18 protein-coding genes and 2 tRNA genes are annotated in these 15,625 nt (G+C 31.2%); 14 read left to right on the forward strand and 6 right to left on the reverse strand.

Annotation, left to right across the window (positions count from 1 at the left end; all coding sequences use genetic code 11):
- Nucleotides 1-5: 5 nt before the first annotated feature.
- Both rpsG and rpsL read right to left on the reverse strand, forming a co-directional pair.
- Nucleotides 6-485, reverse strand: coding sequence for a 30S ribosomal protein S7 (rpsG, locus tag QVZ41_RS01380; protein WP_302882750.1), 480 nt, complete (start codon nucleotides 483-485; stop codon nucleotides 6-8).
- 29 nt (nucleotides 486-514) lie between these two features.
- Complete coding sequence (gene rpsL, locus QVZ41_RS01385) at nucleotides 515-889, reverse strand: 30S ribosomal protein S12 (RefSeq protein ID WP_068827466.1); 375 nt, start codon at nucleotides 887-889, stop codon at nucleotides 515-517.
- A gap of 227 nt (nucleotides 890-1,116) precedes the next feature.
- Between rpsL and QVZ41_RS01390 the strand changes: the two genes are divergently transcribed.
- From QVZ41_RS01390 to QVZ41_RS01415, 6 genes are all read left to right on the forward strand, one after another.
- The gene (locus QVZ41_RS01390) at nucleotides 1,117-2,718 is read left to right on the forward strand and encodes a BamA/TamA family outer membrane protein (RefSeq protein WP_302882751.1); all 1,602 of its coding nucleotides are present in this window, start codon (nucleotides 1,117-1,119) and stop codon (nucleotides 2,716-2,718) included.
- 124 nt (nucleotides 2,719-2,842) lie between these two features.
- Nucleotides 2,843-3,589, forward strand: coding sequence for a 23S rRNA (guanosine(2251)-2'-O)-methyltransferase RlmB (rlmB, locus tag QVZ41_RS01395; protein WP_302882752.1), 747 nt, complete (start codon nucleotides 2,843-2,845; stop codon nucleotides 3,587-3,589).
- Between the two features lie 61 nt (nucleotides 3,590-3,650).
- Nucleotides 3,651-4,250 (forward strand): PhnA domain-containing protein, encoded by a 600-nt coding sequence (locus QVZ41_RS01400; protein ID WP_302882753.1) that lies wholly within the window; start codon nucleotides 3,651-3,653, stop codon nucleotides 4,248-4,250.
- Between the two features lie 75 nt (nucleotides 4,251-4,325).
- A complete protein-coding gene (locus QVZ41_RS01405; protein WP_302882754.1) occupies nucleotides 4,326-5,282 on the forward strand; it encodes an RluA family pseudouridine synthase in 957 nt (318 codons plus the stop codon).
- Nucleotides 5,283-5,346: 64 nt separating this feature from the next.
- The gene (locus QVZ41_RS01410) at nucleotides 5,347-6,210 is read left to right on the forward strand and encodes a cupin-like domain-containing protein (RefSeq protein WP_302882755.1); all 864 of its coding nucleotides are present in this window, start codon (nucleotides 5,347-5,349) and stop codon (nucleotides 6,208-6,210) included.
- 56 nt (nucleotides 6,211-6,266) lie between these two features.
- The gene (locus QVZ41_RS01415; RefSeq protein ID WP_302882756.1) at nucleotides 6,267-6,983 is read left to right on the forward strand and encodes an SIMPL domain-containing protein; all 717 of its coding nucleotides are present in this window, start codon (nucleotides 6,267-6,269) and stop codon (nucleotides 6,981-6,983) included.
- A gap of 64 nt (nucleotides 6,984-7,047) precedes the next feature.
- Here the strand turns inward: QVZ41_RS01415 and QVZ41_RS01420 are convergent, their stop codons facing one another.
- From QVZ41_RS01420 to QVZ41_RS01435, 4 genes are all read right to left on the reverse strand, one after another.
- Entirely contained in the window at nucleotides 7,048-8,352 is a 1,305-nt protein-coding gene (locus QVZ41_RS01420) for a DUF4861 domain-containing protein (protein WP_302882757.1), read from the reverse strand.
- Nucleotides 8,353-8,415: 63 nt separating this feature from the next.
- A complete protein-coding gene (locus QVZ41_RS01425; RefSeq protein ID WP_302882758.1) occupies nucleotides 8,416-9,894 on the reverse strand; it encodes a glycoside hydrolase family 28 protein in 1,479 nt (492 codons plus the stop codon).
- A gap of 142 nt (nucleotides 9,895-10,036) precedes the next feature.
- A tRNA-Leu gene (locus tag QVZ41_RS01430) sits at nucleotides 10,037-10,122 on the reverse strand.
- A 30-nt stretch (nucleotides 10,123-10,152) separates the two neighbouring features.
- A tRNA-Leu gene (locus tag QVZ41_RS01435) sits at nucleotides 10,153-10,238 on the reverse strand.
- Between the two features lie 246 nt (nucleotides 10,239-10,484).
- Here QVZ41_RS01435 and cyoE point away from each other — a divergent pair.
- The 8 genes from cyoE to QVZ41_RS01475 all read left to right on the forward strand — a co-directional run bounded on the left by cyoE (nucleotide 10,485) and on the right by QVZ41_RS01475 (nucleotide 15,624).
- Nucleotides 10,485-11,384, forward strand: coding sequence for a heme o synthase (gene cyoE, locus QVZ41_RS01440; RefSeq protein WP_302882759.1), 900 nt, complete (start codon nucleotides 10,485-10,487; stop codon nucleotides 11,382-11,384).
- Nucleotides 11,385-11,397: 13 nt separating this feature from the next.
- Nucleotides 11,398-11,973 carry a cytochrome c oxidase subunit 3 gene (locus QVZ41_RS01445; protein ID WP_302882760.1) on the forward strand — a complete coding sequence of 192 codons (576 nt, stop codon included), beginning with the start codon at nucleotides 11,398-11,400 and terminating at the stop codon, nucleotides 11,971-11,973.
- Nucleotides 11,974-12,033: 60 nt separating this feature from the next.
- On the forward strand, nucleotides 12,034-13,008 hold the full coding sequence (locus QVZ41_RS01450; RefSeq protein WP_302882761.1) for a cytochrome c oxidase subunit 3: 975 nt from the start codon (nucleotides 12,034-12,036) through the stop codon (nucleotides 13,006-13,008).
- Nucleotides 13,009-13,041: 33 nt separating this feature from the next.
- A complete protein-coding gene (locus QVZ41_RS01455) occupies nucleotides 13,042-13,386 on the forward strand; it encodes a cytochrome C oxidase subunit IV family protein (protein ID WP_302882762.1) in 345 nt (114 codons plus the stop codon).
- A 73-nt stretch (nucleotides 13,387-13,459) separates the two neighbouring features.
- Entirely contained in the window at nucleotides 13,460-14,113 is a 654-nt protein-coding gene (locus tag QVZ41_RS01460; protein WP_302882763.1) for a hypothetical protein, read from the forward strand.
- Nucleotides 14,103-14,798: an SCO family protein gene (locus tag QVZ41_RS01465; RefSeq protein WP_302882764.1), complete on the forward strand. Its 696-nt coding sequence runs from the start codon at nucleotides 14,103-14,105 to the stop codon at nucleotides 14,796-14,798. The genes QVZ41_RS01460 and QVZ41_RS01465 overlap by 11 nt, the downstream gene beginning before the upstream one ends.
- A gap of 1 nt (nucleotide 14,799) precedes the next feature.
- Nucleotides 14,800-15,321 (forward strand): DUF420 domain-containing protein, encoded by a 522-nt coding sequence (locus QVZ41_RS01470; RefSeq protein ID WP_302882765.1) that lies wholly within the window; start codon nucleotides 14,800-14,802, stop codon nucleotides 15,319-15,321.
- 87 nt (nucleotides 15,322-15,408) lie between these two features.
- A complete protein-coding gene (locus QVZ41_RS01475; RefSeq protein ID WP_302882766.1) occupies nucleotides 15,409-15,624 on the forward strand; it encodes a hypothetical protein in 216 nt (71 codons plus the stop codon).
- Nucleotide 15,625: the final 1 nt, after the last annotated feature.

Genomic DNA, 15,625 nt, shown 5'->3' on the forward strand with positions numbered 1-15,625 from the left:
TTCTATTAAAATCTAAAATGTGAAAATGCTTTGTTAGCTTCAGCCATCTTGTGAACATCCACTCTCTTTTTAACAGCAGCTCCTTCTTCTTTTGCAGCAGCTAATACTTCTGCAGCCAATTTTTGAGCCATAGTCTTTTCATTTCTCTTTCTAGAGTAAGAAATTAACCATTTCATTGCCATAGAAACCTTACGGTCTGGTCTAATTGGCATTGGAATTTGAAAAGTAGCACCACCAACACGGCGGCTACGTACTTCTACTTGAGGCATTACGTTAGATAATGCATCTTTCCATATTTCTAAAGAAGATTTTTCTTCTTCTTCACCTTTTTTATTTTCTACAATCTCTAATGCATCGTAAAAAATCTTGAACGCTGTAGATTTCTTTCCATCCCACATTAAGTTATTCACAAAACGTGTTACCAATTGGTCGTTAAACTTTGGATCTGGTAAAAGAATTCTCTTTTTTGCTCTCCTTTTTCTCATGTTTTCTTAAGAATTTAAAAGATTATAGATTATTTTTTTGGACGCTTTGTTCCATACTTAGATCTACGTTGAGTTCTTCCCTCAACACCAGCAGTATCTAAAGCTCCACGTACTACGTGGTACTTTACCCCTGGTAAATCTTTTACTCTTCCTCCCCTTACTAATACTATCGAGTGCTCTTGTAGGTTATGTCCTTCTCCTGGGATGTAAGCGTTTATCTCATTACCGTTTGTTAATCTAACACGCGCTACTTTACGCATTGCTGAGTTAGGTTTTTTAGGTGTTGTAGTATAAACACGTGTACATACTCCACGACGTTGTGGACATGCCTTCAAAGCAGCCGATTTACTCTTCTTAGTAACTTGGGCTCTTCCTTTTCTAACTAATTGTTGAATAGTTGGCATAAATTAATATATATATAACGTTTTAATATTTACCCCTGAAATCTGTTCAAGGGTTTGCAAAAGTACAAATATTTTCTAATTAATCAAATATCAATGAGTTAATTTTATTTCATACTTATTTTTTTGATTTTGAATCCAATAATATACTGGTTCGTAAATTTGATTTTAATTGTAAATTTTAAAACAATTTTAAGCATCAAAAAGAGAAATCTATTAGCTTTGGTTTTATGAAATTGCATCTTTATTTATTTTTCATAATTGCTCTTTTAATCATAAATGTTACTCGGGCACAAAAAAACACACCTTCTTTTATTCTTAAAGATAGTTTGCAAAGCTCGTTTTCCATAAATGATGTTCGTGATTTTGATGCTTTGGAAAAAAAACTGAACAACGAAGGTTATTATTTTTTCAATATCGAGCCCATCAAAAAAAACAGTACCGATACTTATTTAGTATGTCTCGGAAATAAAACATCAATTGTAGAGATACACAACGTGCCAAAAAATATTCAACAAATATTTAAGACAAAAAAAGAGACTATATACATAAGACCTAGAGACACTCAAAAATGGATTCAAAAAATAAATAATGATTTTGATCAAAAAGGAGAGAATTTTACAGAAATAAAATTGATCAATCATACCCTACAGAATGATACTTTGTTTTGTGACTTAGACATTCACCAATCTAACAAAAGATACATTGACAAAACAGTGATTAAAGGATACGATAGATTCCCTAAAAGATTTTTAAAGTATTACATCAGGACTAAAAAACCATTCAGTAAAGAACTCTTAAATACTACAGAAAACAAAATCAACCAACTCACCTTTGTCAAAAACATTAAAAAACCCGCAGTCCTTTTTACAAAAGATTCTACTCATTTATACTTATATATAGATAGAGTGAAAGCAAATAAATTAGACGCCTTGCTTGGTTTTAGCAATAAGGCAGGTGAAAGCAAAATTAGATTTAATGGTTATGTAGATATATCACTAACTAATACTATACACAAAGGCGAAACTTTTGCTTTTAAATGGAACAATACTGGAAATGATCAACAAGAGATTGATTTAAATATTGACAATCCTTATATTTTTAATAGTCCTATCAATGCTGGCTATCATTTAAATATTTTTAGAAGAGACAGCTCTTTTGTAAACACACAACATGAATTAAGTCTTGGATACAGACCTCATTATAAACACTTAATCAACACTTATTACCATACCGAAAGCTCATCGGCACTAAATACTTCTAACGCTAATATTATTGAATACACCAAAAACATATTTGGTGTGCAGTATACTTATAATGAATTAAACCGTTTTGGGATTCCTAAAAATAGAGTAAAGTTTGATGTAGGATTAGGAACCAAAAAAAATCCGACCGCCAGCATTCAGCAACAAACTTTTAAAAGTGATGTTATTTATACTGTACAAATTAATCCTATCAATCACATTTTTATAGAAAATAGAAATGCTTATTTACGTTCCTCAAATAAAAACATCAACGAACTTTATAGAACGGGTGGAGCTACCACCATGCGTGGTTTTTTAGAACAGAGTATTGTTGCTCATTTATATGACTATGCAAATATTGAATATAGGTACTTTACAAACATAGCTAGTTATATTTATGGCTTTAGTGATGTGGGATATTTTAAAAACATCAACCAAGAAAATAATTTATTAAGTTTTGGTTTGGGATACACCATGGGAATTCCGTCAGGATTATTAAAAATAAGCTATGCTGTTGGAAAAAATCAAGACACTAGTTTTAATTTAAATAACGGACTGTTTCACATTAATTTTGTGACTATTTTTTAAAGGGAGGAATGAGGAATGAGCAAATTCTCAACTCAACGAATACACAAATCAGTAATTAAACAAAAAATACTGATTCTTGATTTCTGTATCTTAATTCTTAAAATCAAAACATTACATTTGCAGCATGGAAAAACAATCATCAAAAATATTCGGTATCCGAGCAATAATTGAAGCAATTAACGCTGGAAACTCTATCGACAAAGTTTTTTTACAAAAGGATGTAAACGGTGCTTTAATGACCGAGTTAAAACAATTGATAAAAAACAATAATATTACCTCTAGTATTGTACCAGTTGAAAAACTGGACAGAATGTCTAGAGACAATAATCACCAAGGTGCTGCTGCCTTAATTGCTCCTATTTCTTTTTATGATTTAGACAGTTTAATTACAAGTACTATTGAAAAAGGAGAAACACCATTATTTATTCTTTTAGATCAACTATCTGATGTAAGAAACTTTGGTGCTATTATTCGTACTGCAGAATGTACGGGTGCTCACGGAGTGATTATTCCTAAAACAGGAAACGCTCCTATTAACGGAGAAACAGTAAAAACTTCAGCAGGTGCTGCTTTTAATGTGCCTATTTGTAAAGTAGATCATATTAAAGATGCTATTTTTATGTTACAAGCTGCAGACATTCAAATTGTATGTGCTACAGAAAAAACAGAAGAAACCGTTTACGATGCTGACTTTACAAAACCTACTGCTATTGTAATGGGTTCTGAAGATAGAGGTATCAACCCTTCTATTCTTAAAATTGCCGATGTAAAAGTTAAACTTCCTTTACTAGGTAAAATTGGTTCTTTAAATGTATCGGTAGCTTGTGGTGCATTTTTATACGAAGCCGTAAGACAGAGAATAAAGAAATAACAATTAGGAATTAGAAAAAGAACAAATTCTCTAATCAACAACTCAACGAATTAGGATAAGAATGAATATTAAAGAAGAATTAGAAAAAAGAAGTGGTAATCAATGTGAACTATGCACTGCTACAGGAAACTTAAACGATCTTAGATTAAAACCTAGTTTGATTGACACTTTAGACACTAACATATTGGTTTGTGACACTTGTAAAGATCAAATTGAAAATCCTGAAAACATGGATATCAATCACTGGAGATGTTTAAACGATTCTATGTGGAGCGAGCACAAAGCGGTGCAAATTACCGCTTGGAGAATGTTAAACAGATTAAAAAATGAGGGTTGGCCTCAAGATTTAATCGATATGATGTATTTTGAAGATGCTGATTTGCGTTTTGCCGAAGCTACTGGAGATCATTTAAGTGATGATGAAAAAATCATCCATAGAGATTCTAACGGAGCTATTTTAGAAAACGGAGACACCATTACTTTAATTAAAGATTTAGAGGTTAAAGGAGGAGGAAACTTTACTGCTAAAAGAGGAACTGCTGTAAGAAACATTACTTTAGTGCACGACAATGCGGAACATATTGAAGGACGTGTTGAAGGAACACACATTGTGATTTTAACCAAGTTTGTTAAAAAAGCAAATGCTCCTCAACAATCGTAAACAAAACAACAATTACAATAAAAAGCTCGTAGAAATATACTTCTACGAGCTTTTTGTTTTTATTACTTTTGTGTTATGAAAAATGTGATTTCTACCTCTTATTTCAATCAACAAATAAAAGCAGTTACTGAACCGCTTCCTGGCAGTATTGCTTACCCTACACAATACAAACTTCCTGTTAAAAAGAAATACGAAGGACTCCATATTATTGATTTTTTTCTAGAACTGGTCCCTCGTTCTGATAAAGAAATTTGGTTGACAAAAATTAAAAATCAAACCTTACTAATTAACGGAAAACCTGCTACAGAAAACACCATTATAAAAGGAGGAGATATTACTCAACATACTTCAGAGCCTAAAACAGAACCTTGGGTAAACTCTAAAATCGAGTTGTTGTTTAGCGATGAAAATATTATTATTATCAACAAACCTGCTCCGCTTCCTATGCATCCAAGTGGACGTTTTAACAAAAATTCTTTGACAGAAATTTTAAAACTGGCTTTCCCAGAAGAAGATTTAAAAATCATCCACCGATTAGATGCCAATACTACAGGAATTGTCATTTTGGCTAGAAATAGAGAAATTGTAAAAAGCATTGGAGAGCAGTTTGAAAACAAATCAACCCAAAAAACATATTTGGCTTTGGTAGAAGGTATTCCAACTGAAGATTATTTTAATACAAATACAAAAATAGGAATCCAAAAAACTGCTGGAGGTGGAAGAGCAAGTAATGATGATGGTATTGATGCTTATACTGAGTTTAAAGTTCTAGAAAGATATCCCGTAAAAAACATGACTTTATTAGAAGTTACACCTCATACAGGGAGAACCAATCAGATTAGATTACACCTAGCTTCCTTAAATCATCCTATTGTTGGAGACCATGGTTACAAAGACATTAATTATTTTAAAAAAAATCCTCTTACCTATGCCAGCGATTGTTTGTATCTACATGCTTGGAAACTAAATTTATACCATAACAACAAACCATTTCTTATTGAAGCTCCTATCCCCGAAAAATTCTTAAATTAGAATTTTGAACAACAGTGGTACATATATTGTTGTATTTTTATGATATAAATTTTATAAAAGGTTCATGAAATTAGAAGAAATAGACGTGCTCTCAGAAATGAGTAAAGAAGAGTTTATACAGAACTATTTTAAACCCCAAAAACCTGTAATTGTAAAAAACTACTCTAAAGATTGGCCTGCATTTAACAAATGGTCTCTAGCTTACATGAAAGAAATTGCTGGAGACAAAATAGTTCCTTTGTACGATGATAGACCTGTAGATCCAAAAGTAAAATTTAATAGTCCTCATGCCAAAATGAAAATGAGTGATTATATTGATTTGCTAAAAAAAGAACCTACTAAGTTTAGGATTTTCTTATGGAATATTTTAAAAGAAATTCCAGTATTACAAAACGATTTTAAATATCCTGATGTAGGATTAACGTTTATTAAAAGTTTACCCACTTTGTTTTTTGGCGGGTATGACTCTTACACATTTATGCATTATGATATTGATTTAGCGAACATTTTTCACTTTCATTTTGAAGGAAAAAAACAATGTATTTTGTTTGATCAACAACAAAACAAATACATGTACAAAGTTCCTAACTCTTTGATGACTTTAAGAGAAATCGACTTTTCCAATCCTGATCTTGAAAAATTCCCTGCCTTAAAAAACGCTAGTGGATACATTGCCAATTTAGAACACGGAGACATGTTATACATCCCTGAGGGTTATTGGCATTATATGAGGTATATTACTCCTGGATTTTCTATGAGTTTAAGAACCATTGCCAAAAAACCATCGCATGTTGCAAAAGCAGTTTACAATATTGTGGTGATGCGCAATGTTGAAAATTTAATGAGAAAAACATTAGGCGAAAAATGGATGAATTGGAAATATCAAAAAGCCAAAAAAGATACCGAAAGGTTAAACAACATTACTTAATTATTTTTGGCACGACTTTTACTTATACTCAAAATATAATATTAAAAACAAAAATCATGAAAAAAATTCAAATTGCACTAGTAGCCATCTTATTTTCGGTTAGTAGCTTCACAACTATAAATGCCCAAATGATTTCCTTAACTACTAAGGGAGAAGTAGAAGTTATTCCAGATATTGCTTCTACAAATATTAGCATTACCAAAACCAATAAAGATGCAAATGTTCTTAAAAAAGAAATTTCACAAATATCAAGTGATTTGAATAAAGAACTTTCTAAGTTAAAAATAGAAAAAAAGGACATTCAAACCAGTAATTTACAAATCAACAAAGAATATGATTGGGTAAAAAGTGAAAGAGTCTTTAAAGGATATAGAGCAACGATTAGTACTTCTGTAACTTTTAGAAATATTAATAATTTAGAAAAAATATACACTCAATTACTAAGTAACGAAGACATCGTTGTAAATGGTATTCAATACGATTATAGTAAAAAATCTGAAGCTGAAAATGAAGCTTATATAAAAGCATTAAGTAATGCAAATACTTTAGCAGAAAAACTATTTAAGGAGGCCGAATCTAAATCTATGCTTTCTAACTCTAAAATCATTATCACCTCCATAAGTAATAATAATTCTACACCAAGTGACTCACCAAAACCAATGTATAAAGCCGCTAATCTTGAAGCCTTTTCAGATTCAGCTCCAAATATTGATATCAACTCAGGAACCATCACAATTACAAAAAGTTTAACCGTCGTATATCAATCACTTTAAAATTATAAAACACTAAAAAAAGCCTCATCAATTAATTGATGAGGCTTTTTTTATGAATCTATTCTTAGAAGGATTCATTCTTTATCTCTACTTCTATTTTAGCAGACAATTGATTTGTTAACTGCTTAATATAATTTTCAAAATAAGCTTTATCTACAAATTTAGGATTGCTTAACTCCCAACAAGCCACTGCATAGTAACTGATTGGCTGACTATCTTCTATTTTTAATTTGGCTAAAAAAGTATTGGTTAAATTTCCTTTTTTAGGAGCTTCTATGTAACCTATATATTTATCTTTTGGAAGAAGAATTGCCATTCCTAACCACCATTCTTTATTATACGTTTGTTTATCATGCGTATACAACACTACATAATCACTGTTTTCATCCCAAATATTTAAAGGCTGGTCGTTATTAATATTTACCAAACCAACAGCTAAATTTTCATCTCCTTGGAGCCCTGAAACAGCTACTGTATTTTTATATCCATACATTCCTGGCCAAATGCTTGTTTTTTCTTTTACAGAATATGTTCTTTCATTTGGAGACCAATTTTGATAATCATAAGTCAATATTGACTCCACAGGACCTTCTGTTTGAATTTTAAAGGTTGTTTTTTCTATATTATTGATTGAATCATTAACAGTAACTCCTAATCTCATCAATTCATCATCTGTGATTAAAGCATAACCACCCAAACCAACAGAATTTCCTACAGACATAATATCTCTACCCCAAGATTCCATGACATGGTAATTATCTTCAACCTCACCTTTGTCATTGATTCCAACATCTTCTGGAGACATTTTAGAAGTTGTTTTCCCAAATAAATCTTTGGCATTTCTACCATCTAAATAATGTCTAAATCCTACTTTGTCATTTTCCCAAGAAGGTCCATCAGTTTGATATTGTTGATATCCTAAACTTTTAGGTAATTCTTTTCTAGTTAATATTTCTTTTAAAGCTGGCTGTACAGGAGTGGTTTTTGAACTACGCTTCCCGAATCTAGCACTAGTTCTAATCACATATTGTGGAGCTGTATCTACCCATGTTAAAGTGATGTTTTTTGTTTCTTGACCCGAAAAATTGTTCACAAAAAATAGTTCATCCCATGCTCCATCATCATCAGCATCTACCAATTGAGACGGAATGGTGTCAGAAGCAACCATCAACAAAGGATATTTTTTTACACCCTCTTCTTGTATTGACAACGAGTTTCTATCAATAGAAACCGCTTTATCTGTCAAATTAAAATTCGAACTATTAGTTAATACAATATCTGTTTTATCTACTTGTTTTGTGGTTTTACAAGACACCAACAAAAGCCCTGTTAAGACTATTGAAAAACTTACACTTACTAGCTTTTTCATGATATTTTAATCAATTATTTTTTTATTCCTTTTAATTTACAATCCACACTAAATTAAAAATTATTATTCAGCACTGTAGATTTTCTCAGCAAAAACAACCTTATCAACATTTTTTACCGCCACTTTAGATTGATCTTCTGCAACAATCTTTACATCGTTCAAAATCCAATTAGCACTATAACTAACCTGTCCTGCAGTTTTTGCATGTATGGAAACATTGTTTAACACAATATTCTCTATAATAGAATTTTCAATACCGTTAACATTGATGGCAACATCCGCTCCTTTGATATCAATATTTTTAAGGGTGATATTTCTAAAAGTTGGAATTCCCTTGGCTGGTTCTACTTTTTGTAACATTTTTTTCCAATGTGCCGGAATAGAATCTTTGTTAAATTCTTTTGGCAATTTTGAATAACTGTAATTAGGATTCCAGTTCATTCCAACTTGCATAAAAGTCCCTACTTTATCCATTTTAATATTTTCTACAATAATATCTTCTACAGTACCACCTCTGTTGGTTGCCGATTTGATATTTAATCCATTCTTAGTTCCCATTCCGTGAATGTTTGACACATATACGTGACGAATACTTCCAGAAGTTTCACTACCAATGGTAAACAATCCTGCTCCTTGTCTGGCAACACAATCTTTAATAACTACGTATTCTGTAGATCTATTTACACGCTGACCATCCCAATCTCTTCCTGCTTTTAAACAAAAATTATCATCGTTACAATCAATATCACAGTTCTGAACCAAAATCCATTTTGAAGAATCTATATCAATTCCATCAGTACTTGGTCCATGACCTCCTATATTGTTTCTAATCACCAGTCCATCAATCGTTACATATTTAGAATACAACACCTGAACTGTCCAAAAACCTGCCCTTTGAATATTTAAATCTTTCACAAAAATATTTTCCGAATTTGAAACCAATAAAGTTCTAGGTCTTTTTGCATCGTAGTCCACAATCCACCTTAAACCTCTTGGTTCGTAATCGTTTTTACGCAAATCCCAATAATAATCCCAGAATACTTTTCCTTGACCATCAATAACTCCCTCTCCTTCTAAAGTTACATTCTTTTGATTGTCAACATTAATTAATGCAGCTGGCCAAACCATTTCAATTCCAGCCACACGAGTGTCAATTTCTTTATAATCTTTAATATCTTCACTTCCTTTAATTTTTACACCTTTAGGAACTAAAAACTTAATATTAGATTTTATAAAAACAGAACCACTTAAATATTCACCAGGTTTAAAAGTAACCGTACCTCCTCCATTTTTATAACATTCATCTATGGTTTTCTGAATCGCTATTGTATTTAAGGTAACACCATCATTTACTGCTCCAAAATCGTTCACATAATAAATATCACTACTTACAGTAAAGGATTTTGCCCCTACTTTACTTACCCAATCAGGCTTAGACTCATTGAAGATTTGATTTTTTGTAGAATTTGTTTGTTTAACTTGTTTACAAGACACTATGTAACAACTAACAAACAACAATAATAAGATTCTATAATTTTTCATGGATATTATTTAAAAAGCTAAAGCTATAATAAATCCTAAAAAAAGCCGTCCTGCACCTACATGACAACAACATTATCCAAGAAATATTCTTAAAGATTAAGAGAAATAAAAAAAGCCTCATCGAATTCTCGATGAGGCTTTGTACTCAAGATGGGACTTGAACCCATACGGGCATTTCTGCCCACTGGATTTTAAGTCCAGCGTGTCTACCAATTCCACCACTTGAGCGTGTGTAAACTTATTTTTTTTAAAACTTTGTACTCAAGATGGGACTTGAACCCATACGGGCATTTCTGCCCACTGGATTTTAAGTCCAGCGTGTCTACCAATTCCACCACTTGAGCATTTAGTTTACACTAAATATTTGGTATGTATAATACAATGTTTTGTTGAACGTATGCATTTCTTTAAATGCGAGTGCAAATATAAGAGATATTTATCTTCACAAAAAAATAATATTGCTTTTTTTTTATTTTTTTTTCATCCGTATAAATAACTACCAAAACTTAAGTATAATAAAATCTATAAGTTCAATTCCTAAGAAAATAATATCTCTATCTTTGCACAAATTTCAGAAGTACAAAAACCCAATGCCAAATACAGATAAAAAACTGGTAATTAACAAAGGCACTTTTTTAAGCGACTTTAAACAACTTACCAAATTTGGACTATCATTAAGTGTCGTTTTTTCGGCAATAGCTGGTTATTTACTTGCAGCGGATACCATTAACTATACTATTGTAACATTATTAGCCGTTGGAGGTTACTTAATGGTAGGAGCTTCTAATGCTTTTAATCAAATTATAGAAATAGAGGCTGATAAGTTGATGCAAAGAACCATGAACAGACCTTTGCCAACAGGTAGATACAATACAAATACTGCCATGATTATTGCAGTCGTTTTTACCATATTAGGGCTGTACATTCTTTATACCATTAACGAAAAAAGTGCTCTTTTAGGAGCGGTATCTATATTTTTATATACCTGTGCTTATACTCCTTTAAAAGGTGTAACGCCTTTGGCCGTTTTTGTAGGTGCTTTTCCTGGGGCCATTCCTTTTATGTTAGGATGGGTAGCTGCTACCGATAGATTTGGAATAGAAGCAGGTATCTTTTTTATGATTCAATTTTTTTGGCAATTCCCTCACTTTTGGGCAATTGGTTGGTTAGGACACGATGAATATTTAAAAGCAGGATATAATTTATTACCTACAGGTAAAAGAGATAGAAAAACAGTTATACAAATTTTACTTTATACAATTCTCTTAATTTTTGTATCTATCATTCCTGTATTTAAACTAACAGGTGAATTTTATATTTATCCCATAACCGCTGTAATTATTTTTATGAGTGGTGCTGTTATTTTTTATTACGGAATACAACTATACAAAAACTTGACTAAACAAACAGCAAAAAAACTAATGTTGGCAAGTGTATTTTACATTACAGCCATCCAAATTATATATATAATAGATAAATTTCTCCACTAAAATGGATAACAAAATGACTTTAGATCAAGAATTAAATGTCGCTAGAAGAAAAGCAGCAAAACCAATGTTATGGATATCTATGGTGAGTATGACCATGATGTTTGCTGGTCTAGTAAGTGCTTATGTAATTAGTAGTAATCGTGAAGATTGGGTTAGTTTTGAATTACCTCCTGCTTTGCTTACTAGTACAGTGTTAATTATTATAAGTAGCTTAACAGTACATGCAGCGCTAATGGCCTCAAAAAAACAAAAAAACAGTATTTCTTCGCTACTATTAGTAATCACATTATTTTTAGGAATTGGATTCGTAGTATCACAAATAAGTGGTTTTGGAGAGCTTAGAGATGCTGGTTTATTTTTTACTGGACCTAAAAGTTTGATCTCATCATCCATGCTAATGGTCATTGTATTTACTCATTTGTTACATATATTTGCAGCATTAATTGTTTTAATTGTAATGATTACAAGACAATTATTAGGTAAATATAACAACGGCAACACATTAGGATTTGAACTAGGAAGTATTTTCTGGCACTTTTTAGATTTACTATGGATAATACTATTTTTATTCTTTTATTTTAATACTTAATGTAAATTTATAAATTTGCCATTCGAACAAAACCGAACAAAACAATCAATTATAACACTTATGAAAGCAACAACTGCTGATCAGAACACAAATGTATGGGAGGGTGGAGCTACCAAACCATTAGGTGCAAGTTATGGGAAAATGATGATGTGGTTCTTCATCTTATCTGATGCTCTAACTTTTGCAGGTTTTTTAGCCGCTTACGGACTTACTCGTTTTAAATTTATCGACGTATGGCCTATTGCAGATGAAGTATTTACTCACTTTCCATTTATCCACGGAAATTATCCAATGTACTATGTTGCGTTAATGACCTTTATTTTAATCTTTTCATCTGTTACTATGGTATTGGCTGTAGATGCGGGTCATCAAATGAAACGTAAGAAAGTAATTCTTTACATGTTCTTAACCATTATTGGTGGTATTGTTTTCGTTGGTTCTCAAGCTTGGGAATGGAAAAACTTTATCAAAGGTGAATATGGTGCTGTTCAATTAAAAGACGGTAAAATTATTCAATTTGTAAATCAAGAAGGAAAGCAAATTGCATTGGCTGATTTTGCAGAAAAAAACAACCCTATTGTTCAACACACTCGTAACAACGGATTGTGGAATGAAAAAGGGCCTACTGTTTCTGAATTTACTACTGAAGGGATTATTGAAGCATTTAAGCACAACCCAGAAATTGGAATTCGTTTAGAAAAAATAAATCCTGAAACAAAACAAAAAATAGTAATTCTTAACAAAGCTGAAGCTTTAAAATATTTAGAGCAATCTGCAAGAGTTGTAGAAGGAGCTAACTTAGAAGTAAACGAATATGGTTCTAGCCAATTTGCAGATTTCTTTTTCTTTATTACTGGTTTCCACGGTTTCCACGTAACTTCTGGTATTATCATAAATATCATTATTTTTGCAAACGTATTATTAGGTACTTACGAAAGAAGAGGACATTATGAGATGGTAGAAAAAGTTGGATTGTACTGGCACTTTGTAGATTTAGTGTGGGTATTTGTATTTACATTCTTCTACTTAGTATAATTTTTAAAAGCGACAGCATTCATATCATATATTATGGGACAACACGAATCAAACACTAAGTTAATCTGGCAAGTATTCGGATTCTTATCATTAGTAACTATTGTTGAAGTAATCTTAGGGATTATTAAACCTCACAGTTTACACTTTACTATATTTTTAGGAACTTCAATTTTAAACTGGATTTTTATCATTTTAACATTGGTAAAAGCAGGAGGAATTATGTGGTACTTTATGCACATGAATCACGAGCGTAAAAACTTTGTAAATTCAATTATATTGCCACTAATTATTTTAATTCCTTACTTGGTTACATTACTACTAATTGAAGGAGGTTACATTCACGACGTAATGGCACCTTACATTAACTGGAAATACTAATTCTTTGGAATTATAACTCATATCAAAAAGGTGGATTTATTCCGCCTTTTTTAGTATTTAAATTTTAGTGATTATGAAGAAAAAAATTATTTTAATCTTATTATTTATAGGCCCTTTGGGATTCTTTATTTTATTATCATTAGGAGATGTAAACTTTAAGCCTTGCGAAGTCTTTAAAGAAAATGTGCTAGAAGTAGCTACTTTTAAAAAAGACACCACCTCTTTTAAAGACAATATTAATGTGATTACTTTTTTAGGAACCAAGCCTAATTTAAAAGAAACACAATTATTTAATTTAAATGAAGTTGTTTTTAAAAAATTAGACAAGTACAAAAAATTTCAAATGATATCTTTCTACATCAACAAAGACAATCCTGAAATAAAAAGTATTCAAGAAAAATTAGCCAAAACTGCTGGTGACAAATTTTACAAATGGAAATTCATCTGTTTAGATACTATAGAAACCACAAAACTTTACCAATCTTTAAAAACCATTTCAGATTTAGATAGTAACTTAGCCTCTGATGATGCGTTTATTATTGACAAAAAAAACAATCAACGTGGAAGAACAGATGATGATAAAATAGGAGAAGACGTATTTGCTTATAATATGTTGTCTATAAACGATCTGAAAAATAAATTATTGACAGATACTGAAAATGTTTTTTACGAGCAAGAAGTAGCTACCACCTCTAGAAAAGAAAGATTAGGAAAAGATGAAAAATAAATATTCATACATAGGAGTCGCTTTTATTATTTTGCTATTTGGAATCTTTGTCGTTCGTAATTTCAAACATCATTCAAATCCAAAAAGTACTAGTTTAAAATACACCAAACCTACAGGATTACCTAACGGAAGTGGATTGGCTTACTTGGTAATTAATGATGAGGCTAGAAAAATGCCTAAATTTTCGTTTACAGATCAAAACAATCAAATCATTTCTAACATAGATTATAAAGACAAGGTATTTGTGGTAGAATTCTTTTTTACCACTTGTCCCTCTATCTGTCCAATTATGAACAGAAATATGTTAACCGTAGAAGAAGAATTTGGAGAAAGAAATGATTTTGGTATTGCCTCTTTTACCATTAACCCAAGTGTTGATACGCCTATTAAACTAAAAGAATATGCCGAAAATTATGGAGTTACTAGTTTAAACTGGCATTTTTTAACGGGTGATAGAGATACTATATACGAAATGGCCAACAATGGCTTAAATATTTTTGCAGGTTTAAATCCTGAAGTAGAAGGTGGTTTTGAACATCAAGGATTTTTTGCTTTGGTAGATAAAAATGGATATTTAAGATCTAGAACAGATCAATATGGAAATCCTAAAATATTTTATCAAGGAACCGAAACTGAAGAAGTAGCATTATTAAAAGAAGACATAGACTTACTATTAAACGAGTAACATGGAAACAACAAAAAATTATAAAAAATTAATCACCTTATTGTCTATTATCATTCCGGTAGCAGTAGCTGTTTTGTTTGGAGTAAAAATAGACATGACTTTGCCTATATTCTTACCTCCTATTTATGCAACCATTAATGGTATTACTGCTATTTTATTAATAGCAGCTGTAATCGCTGTAAAAAATGGAAATATTAAAAGGCACGAATTTTTAATAAAAATCGCCATGGTTTGTTCTGGTTTGTTTTTAGTGATGTACGTATTATATCACATGACCAGCGATTCTACAAAATTTGGAGGAACAGGAGCAATTAAATACATTTACTTTTTCATCTTAATTTCACATATTATTTTATCCATTGCAGTCATTCCATTGGTCTTAACTACTTTTGTAAGAGGAATTAATAAGGAAGTAGAAAAACACAGAAAAATTGCCAAATATACTTTTCCTATTTGGTTGTATGTTGCTATTACAGGAGTAATAGTTTATATCATGATTAACCCTTATTATGTTGTCAGTTAGCAATTAACATTGAATAATTTACAATAAGTAACCGATCGTCAAAAAACGATGTTCGATGGTCGATCTTCGGAAAACGAAAAACAGAAAATGAAAAAATTACAATTCATATTATTTGTATCTCTATGTTTTACCAGTCTTGCAAATTATGGTCAGTGTGCCATGTGTAAAGCGGTTGTAGAAAGTGGAGATAGTTCTTATGCAAAAGGATTAAATGATGGAATTGTAACCTTAATGATTATCCCATACATTTTAGTAGCCATTGTTGCCTTTATTATTTTTAGGTACTATAAAAAAAACAAATAAC

Origin of the sequence: Wenyingzhuangia gilva (assembly GCF_030519655.1) — a bacterium.
Taxonomy (GTDB): Bacteria; Bacteroidota; Bacteroidia; order Flavobacteriales; family Flavobacteriaceae; genus Wenyingzhuangia; species Wenyingzhuangia gilva.

Bases quoted from the DNA above. Each gene is read 5' to 3' on its own strand.
- rpsG (WP_302882750.1), bottom strand. From the start codon at position 485: ATGAGAAAAAGGAGAGCAAAAAAGAGAATTCTTTTACCAGATCCAAAG.
- rpsL (WP_068827466.1), bottom strand. From the start codon at position 889: ATGCCAACTATTCAACAATTAGTTAGAAAAGGAAGAGCCCAAGTTACT.
- QVZ41_RS01390 (WP_302882751.1), top strand. From the start codon at position 1,117: ATGAAATTGCATCTTTATTTATTTTTCATAATTGCTCTTTTAATCATA.
- rlmB (WP_302882752.1), top strand. From the start codon at position 2,843: ATGGAAAAACAATCATCAAAAATATTCGGTATCCGAGCAATAATTGAA.
- QVZ41_RS01400 (WP_302882753.1), top strand. From the start codon at position 3,651: ATGAATATTAAAGAAGAATTAGAAAAAAGAAGTGGTAATCAATGTGAA.
- QVZ41_RS01405 (WP_302882754.1), top strand. From the start codon at position 4,326: ATGAAAAATGTGATTTCTACCTCTTATTTCAATCAACAAATAAAAGCA.
- QVZ41_RS01410 (WP_302882755.1), top strand. From the start codon at position 5,347: ATGAAATTAGAAGAAATAGACGTGCTCTCAGAAATGAGTAAAGAAGAG.
- QVZ41_RS01415 (WP_302882756.1), top strand. From the start codon at position 6,267: ATGAAAAAAATTCAAATTGCACTAGTAGCCATCTTATTTTCGGTTAGT.
- QVZ41_RS01420 (WP_302882757.1), bottom strand. From the start codon at position 8,352: ATGAAAAAGCTAGTAAGTGTAAGTTTTTCAATAGTCTTAACAGGGCTT.
- QVZ41_RS01425 (WP_302882758.1), bottom strand. From the start codon at position 9,894: ATGAAAAATTATAGAATCTTATTATTGTTGTTTGTTAGTTGTTACATA.
- cyoE (WP_302882759.1), top strand. From the start codon at position 10,485: ATGCCAAATACAGATAAAAAACTGGTAATTAACAAAGGCACTTTTTTA.
- QVZ41_RS01445 (WP_302882760.1), top strand. From the start codon at position 11,398: ATGACTTTAGATCAAGAATTAAATGTCGCTAGAAGAAAAGCAGCAAAA.
- QVZ41_RS01450 (WP_302882761.1), top strand. From the start codon at position 12,034: ATGAAAGCAACAACTGCTGATCAGAACACAAATGTATGGGAGGGTGGA.
- QVZ41_RS01455 (WP_302882762.1), top strand. From the start codon at position 13,042: ATGGGACAACACGAATCAAACACTAAGTTAATCTGGCAAGTATTCGGA.
- QVZ41_RS01460 (WP_302882763.1), top strand. From the start codon at position 13,460: ATGAAGAAAAAAATTATTTTAATCTTATTATTTATAGGCCCTTTGGGA.
- QVZ41_RS01465 (WP_302882764.1), top strand. From the start codon at position 14,103: ATGAAAAATAAATATTCATACATAGGAGTCGCTTTTATTATTTTGCTA.
- QVZ41_RS01470 (WP_302882765.1), top strand. From the start codon at position 14,800: ATGGAAACAACAAAAAATTATAAAAAATTAATCACCTTATTGTCTATT.
- QVZ41_RS01475 (WP_302882766.1), top strand. From the start codon at position 15,409: ATGAAAAAATTACAATTCATATTATTTGTATCTCTATGTTTTACCAGT.